The 6242-nt window shown below is 60.3% G+C and carries 5 protein-coding genes and 1 pseudogene; 5 read left to right on the top strand and 1 reads right to left on the bottom strand.

Annotated features, from left to right (window positions below; genetic code table 11):
* The 3 genes from V9K97_RS27200 to V9K97_RS27190 form a co-directional block, all read left to right on the top strand.
* On the top strand, nucleotides 1–771 hold a 771-nt coding region (locus V9K97_RS27200), incomplete at its 5' end, for an RHS repeat-associated core domain-containing protein (RefSeq protein WP_337321949.1).
* Nucleotides 772–1630: 859 nt separating this feature from the next.
* Entirely contained in the window at nucleotides 1631–2566 is a 936-nt protein-coding gene (locus V9K97_RS27195) for a sigma-70 family RNA polymerase sigma factor (RefSeq protein WP_307651175.1), read from the top strand.
* A gap of 149 nt (nucleotides 2567–2715) precedes the next feature.
* Nucleotides 2716–3165 (top strand): carboxymuconolactone decarboxylase family protein, encoded by a 450-nt coding sequence (locus V9K97_RS27190; protein ID WP_125966279.1) that lies wholly within the window; start codon nucleotides 2716–2718, stop codon nucleotides 3163–3165.
* A 137-nt stretch (nucleotides 3166–3302) separates the two neighbouring features.
* Here V9K97_RS27190 and tnpC read toward each other — a convergent pair whose 3' ends face one another.
* On the bottom strand, nucleotides 3303–4871 hold the full coding sequence (tnpC, locus tag V9K97_RS27185) for an IS66 family transposase (protein WP_373423985.1): 1569 nt from the start codon (nucleotides 4869–4871) through the stop codon (nucleotides 3303–3305).
* A gap of 240 nt (nucleotides 4872–5111) precedes the next feature.
* On the opposite strand from tnpC, the pseudogene V9K97_RS27180 reads away from it, so the two are divergent.
* Together V9K97_RS27180 and V9K97_RS27175 are read left to right on the top strand one after the other, a co-directional pair.
* Nucleotides 5112–5360: pseudogene (locus tag V9K97_RS27180) on the top strand (helix-turn-helix domain-containing protein); the annotation flags it as partial.
* Between the two features lie 205 nt (nucleotides 5361–5565).
* The coding region (locus V9K97_RS27175; RefSeq protein ID WP_337321942.1) for a hypothetical protein at nucleotides 5566–6242 on the top strand (677 nt) is incomplete at its 3' end.

Below are 6242 nucleotides of genomic sequence, written 5' to 3'. Positions count from 1 at the left end.
AGCGGGCAAGCCGTCTGGCAGTGGAGCTACAGCGCGTTCGGGGAGGACAAGCCGACGATTGCGAAGAACCGGTTCGCCAATCTCGACATCACACCGAACCCGGGCACCACCAGCGTCTCCGAGGTGAAGTTCAACCTGAGGTACCCGGGGCAGTATGCGGATGAAGAGAGTGGGCTGTCCTACAACTACTTTCGCTCATACGATCCTAGAACCGGCCGCTATCCGCAGGGCGACCCCATCGGTCTTGGCGGGGGCTGGAATCGATTCAACTATGTAGATGGAAACCCGCTCGGAGCGACCGATCCGAGAGGGTTGCAAACTGTTCGCGGTCCGCGTGGCATACCGATACCGGTCGGTCCAAGTCCTGTGCCACAAGGTGGTTCTTATGACCCAGAGGGGATTCCCATCCCACCACCTGCGCTTTCGTGGCCTCAATCTAGGCCAATTTCACCTCTTGACTTCACCATACCGGGAATGATTCAGGAGCTGTGCAAGGGAATCGGCAATCGAGTGTTCTCGACGCCATCCCCATTTCTGCCTGGTGATCCATACTCGCCCGAATCGGTCGATGGCCGCCGGAGCAGGCTTCGAGGCGCATTGGGGACAGGAAACTTGGATCCTGATTCACCAATACCAGATCAAGGTCCCGGCCGGGACATGGGAGGCCACGAAGCGCGTGGTCGGACACCGCACGACACAGGTGAAAGAAACGTGAACAGCCACGAGGAGCATTCCATCAAACCCAAAGGAAACAATGGACCACGCCGCTAAAAGGGAAAGTGCAAACTGGTCAATGCCGGCTGCCAGCGGTCGTGCCCGGTTCGGGTGCACATTCGTAGCGCACTCGCAAGCGACTGGAGCGCTGGTGTGCAGGGTCGAGGCGAGTGGCGAGTTTTGGCCGCGGGGCGATATCGACCGGAGTGCAGGCACTGTGACTGACTTTCATGTCACCTTACCCCAGGTCCTGATGGATCTCGTTGCGCTGAAATTACTGCGTGAACGGCTTGTCGAATGGCAAGTAAATCCAAGTAGTTTCGCCTTGGAACTCGGAGTATTGGGTAAGGGTGACCAGCGAATTACATTCGCTCTCGGCCGAGATGAAAGCTTGATCTACTCGGTGGACAAGCCAGCATGCATGCTGACGTATGCATGCGGCTCCGCGATGGAAGGACGATGGTCTTTCATCGTTGATCAATCTTGCATACGGCTTTGCGCTGAGGCTCTCGGGGAGTTTGTCCGCACAGTAGAAGCGGCCATCGCCTGAGCACCATCACTGGTATCGCCAGAACTTCGACCCACAGCGGTCTTGAAGTACGCATACGTTTGTAGGAAGTGAAGTGACACACTCTCGCCGAGTTGTTCCATGGCTCATCGCTGCCGCCTGCCTGTTCATCAGTCTGGTTGGGCTCTACCACGCGTTCTTTTACAGCTGGCTGGTCACTGCTTCGTATCCGTCCGGCCAAGTCATCTTGAAATCGGGGCTGACGGCAGAAAGGATCGCGTCCACCCAACTTAGGTGGACTTGATTACAGGAGCAGGGTAGCGATGAAGTATGGCATCACCCCCTACGTCGTAGACCGATGGCCGAAACTAGCCCGCGCCGAAGAGATGGCCACGCCCACCAAGGAGCTTGACCTTCGTACTAGACTTGCTCGCCATGTCGTCCGCGTCTACCGAACTGTTCTCGAACGTGCGTCCCAGGTTGATGGCTATTGGCTATCGCATGCTTTCCTCCGTACAGGAGGCGGAGGACTTGGTGCAGGACGCATGGTTGCGCTGGCATGAGGAGACGAAGTCGTCCCAGGCCCAAGTCTTGAATGCTGAAGCTTGGCTCGTGACCGTGACCACGCGGATGGCGATTGACCGTCTTCGGGCGGCCAAACTGCGGAGAGCGACGTACGCGGGCGCGTGGTTCCCCGAGCCGCTACTGGAACAGGCGCCGACCACGCCTGAGCAAGCGTGTGAGACCGCCGACAATGTGTCCATCGCCTTCTTGCTACTTCTGGACTGCCTGTCGCCGGAAGCGCGGGCCGCGTTTTTGCTGCGTGAGGTGTTTGACGCTGAGTACGAGCAAGTAGCCGAGGCCATTGGCCGAAGCAAAGCCTCCGCCCGGCAGATTGTCCATAGAGCCAAGCGAAGGCTGGAGAACGCACGCGAATCAGCGGGCATGAAGGCGCCGCCAATGCCAGCAGTGGCTCAGCTGGAACTGTTGCGACGACTCGTTCAAGCAATTTCGAGCGGTCACCTTGAGGGCATTAAGAGGCTGCTCGCAGAGGAAGCGGAGATGCTGGGCGACTTTGGCGACGTCAGGCCAAGCTTGGCGAGGCCTTTGTTTGGCGCTCAACGCATCGCTCAGCTTTACTACGCGATGCACCTTCGCCACGGTGACGCTATGCGACTTGAGCTGGCCATACTGAATGGCGAATGGTCCCTCCTGCGCTACATCGATGGTGCGCTTGACTCCGTACAGACATTTGAGTTCACCAATGTCCAGGTCTCTCGGGTTCGCATCCAGCGGAATCCGGTGAAGTTGGCAACGTTGAAGGATAAGCCACTCGTCTCCTGAGCTCCCGGCCAAACCCGCTGCCACCAGGAACCTGAGGCCTGGGGCGACATTTCTTTCCCCTGCGACTGTCACAACGCGATCACGTCAAACGTCTTGAGACCAGGTTGCTCCTGCAGCCGCATCCAGTCTCAACTTGAAGAAAGCGTTTCATGACCCGCGCAGTTTGGTTCCAAGTATCCCCGGAGGGCGCCAAGGCCATCGGTGGCCTGCATCACTTCGTCACCTCTGGCACGTCCTTGCCCAGCCAGCTTATCCATCTGGTGTTCCTGCGAGTCTCGCAGATCAATGGCTGTGCCCACTGCATCGACATCCATACCCGTGACCTGATGACTGGCGGAATGTCGGTTGAGAAAGTAGTCCTCGTGCCGGTGTGGCACGAAGCGGAGTACCTGTTCTCGGAGCAAGAGCGTGCGGCCCTCGCCTGGTCCGAGGAAGTCACCCGCGTCAGCGAAACACACGCTTCCGATGAAGCCTACGAGGCGGCGTTGGCAGTGTTCGGCGAGAAGGACTTGGTCAACCTGACCCTCACCATCGCCGCGATGAACGCCATTAACCGCATGGGCATCAGCTTCCGCATGAAGCCGCGGGCGAAAGCTTAACGGCTGCGGCGCGCCGCTCTATTGGCTGAGCTCGTGGGTTCAATTCAGTAGTGCGGCATCAACTTCCCGATCTTGCTGGCCGGCTACTGCGACGTATGCGCCAGGCGAAGTCATCTTGACGCCGGAGATGCCGCAGCTCAGGTCAGCGGCGTCCAGCGGTACGGCAGGAGATCGCGCAGTGCAGATGCTGGCTGGGTCGGCAGCCGCTGCAGTACGTCCTTGAGGTAAGCGTAGGGCTCATGGCCATTGAGCCTGGCGGTGTGCAGCAGGCTCATGATGGCGGCGGCGCGCTGGCCCGCGCGCAGGCTACCGGCGAACAGCCAGTTCTTCCTGCCCAACGCGATGGGACGGATCAGGTTCTCGATGCGGTTGTTGTCCGCGGTAAGGTCGGCGTCGTCGATGAAGCGCGTCAGCGCAGCCCAGCGCTTGAGGCTGTAGTCGATGGCCTTGGCCGTCGCACTGCCGTCTGGCACTTTCTGACGGTTGGCCATCAACCAGGCGTGCAGCAAGTCGGCCGCCGGCCTGGACTTGGCTTGCCGCAAGTGCAATCGCTCGCTCGGCCCGAGGTCCTTGGCCTCGCGTTCGATGTCGTAGAGGTTGGCGAACAGCTTGAGCGCGCCCTCGGCAAGCATGCTGCTGTGGTTGGCCCACAGCTCATGGAACTTGCGCCGTGCGTGCGCCAGGCAGCCGGCCTCGGTCACGCCGGCGCTCATCACCTGCTTGTAGCCCGCGTAGTCGTCGCAGATCAGCGTACCTCGCCAGCCGCCGCTGCCGTCTTCGGCGATGCCCAGGAAGCGCCGTGCGTTGTGCCCGGCACGGCTTTCGGCGAAGTCGAAGACCACGGCGTTGACCTCGTCCCAGACCGTGGTGCAGTAGCTCCACAAGTAGGCTCTGTGCGTCTTGCCATGACCTGGCTTGAGCATCGCCACCGGGGTCTCGTCGGCGTGCAGCACGTGGCGCCCAAGCAGGTCCTCGCGCATGGCCTGCACCAACGGCGCCAGTTCCACGCCGATGGCGCCGATCCATTCGGCCTGGGTGGAGCGCGGCACTGCGAAGCCTGCGCGGCCCAGGCTAGCCTCCTGGCGGTACAGCGGTTGGTGGTCGATGTACTTGGCCACCGCCACATGCGCCATCAGGCCGGCGGTGGCGATGCCCTTGTCGATCACGCAGGCAGGCACCGGTGCCTGGATCAGCGTCTGGCATTGGGTGCAGGCCCACTTGCCACGCACATGGCGCTGCACGCTGAAGCGTCCAGGCTCATAGTCGAGCTTCTCGGCCACGTCCTGGCCGATGCGCTTCATCTGGCAGCCGCAGCCCGGTGTGGTGCAGATGGTGTCGTCGGGTTCGTGGTGGATGTCGTGGCGCGGCAGGTGGGCCGGCAGCGCCTGGCGCTTCGGGGTCTGCTTCTCCCCTGCGGCCTTGGCTGGCGACTGCAGCTTCCCTACCTCGCGTTCCAGGGCTTGCAGGTCCTCGTCGATGACCTCTTGCAGCAGGCTCCTCTGCTCGGGACTGAAGCGTTCGGCGCTGGCGGCGAACTTCAGCCGCTTGAGCACGGCCATCTCATGGGCCATCTTGGCGTTCAGCGCCTGAGCGTGCCGTACCTCGCTCTGCAGCCGGCTGGCCAAGGCGCACACCTGTGCGAAGCTCATGCCCGAGAACGCCGGATCAGGGATTGCATCAAGGGCGTTGGCGCTGCTGCTGTCCATCAGGGCGGTGATGGTGCCAGCAGGCTTAGCCGGCCGCCATCGGCACATTCCGCAATGGACGGGCTCACACCACCTTGATCACGCCGGCCTCGCCAACACGCTGCCAGGGCAGTCCGAGCACCAAGGCTGTTAGTGCCGATGCAATCTTGACCAGCTAAACCGCAAAGTGCCAATCCAATATTGACCAGGGTGTTCCACTGACCTGCTGAGAATTTCAGCAGGGGATTCAAGGTGATCACCATGGACATGATTGGCAAGGTCAGGCGCATGAGGCTGCGCGACCAACTCTCTCTCAGCGAGATCGCAAAGCGCACGGGCCTGTCGCGCAATACGGTCAAGAAGTGGCTCCGGGCTCCCAGCGATGTGGTGCCGAAGTACGAGCGGGTGAAGCTCGACGGCAAGCTCACGGCGTTCGAGCCGGTCCTGCACCAAGCGCTCACAACCGATAGCCATCGCCCCAAGCAAGGCCGGCGCAGTGGCCGTGCACTGGCTTTGCGGGCAGTTCGAGCGTCGTGCTGCGACAACAACAGCGCGAACTTTCATATTCACATTGACGTATGCAGCGCAAATCACTTCGCCCGGTCATTGGCTGAGGAAGGATGTTCGGCTATCTTGAAACAATATGTACGCAGGCGAGCAGGGCACCGATCATGTGAGCGCTCCCTTGCTAATCAGAATACTTGAGGGAGCGTTCATGAGTAAGCAGATAAAGCGGCAGAAACAATTGTGTCTCTTGAGTTTTTTGCGGGCGAAAGATCTTGTGATGCAGCAGCTAAACAAGGTGAATCAATGCAAAAAATCATTCCAGACGCTTGGCTTGGCAGCCCTCATTCTGTGTGCCTCAGGATTTCGTGACGCCGAAGCTGTAGCACCGCAACCGGCGGGGGCTCAGTGCCAAGTTCAAGCAGGAAATGGCGTCTGGAGTCCGCTTCTTGCAAGCTGTCAAGAAGCCGCGGAGACATTGCTTCACTACTACATTTATGCCCGGCCTCCAAATCCCCGCGCATTTTGCAATGTGGTCTATCCTCAAACGACGGGCTGCGAGATCGCTAGCAATCAGTCTTGGTCGCCCTACCAAGAGGTCAGGTATGGCGTTGCAGTTCATTATTCGCCTCAGATGTGTCCTGCGCACAGTGCTTCAGTAGCTGGTGGCTGCAAGTGCGAAGATGGTTTCCAGGAAGACGCCACTCAAACAGTTTGCGTCCCTGCCCCTCCCGAACAGGAAGGTGCCAACAGCTGCAAGGCGCCAGCGGGAGCGATGGCCGGCAATCCCATCCTCCCCGTCACAGCCGAAAAATTCCGCTCCGAAACCGACTTCACCGACAGCAGCCCGGCCCCTCTGTCCTTCGTTCGCACTTACCGCAGCACTTG

It is taken from the genome of Variovorax sp. CCNWLW186 (assembly GCF_037203865.1).
Lineage (GTDB): Bacteria > Pseudomonadota > Gammaproteobacteria > Burkholderiales > Burkholderiaceae_C > Variovorax.
Note: the sequence above shows the minus strand (reverse complement) of the source record. Positions and strands in the feature narration are given on the sequence as shown.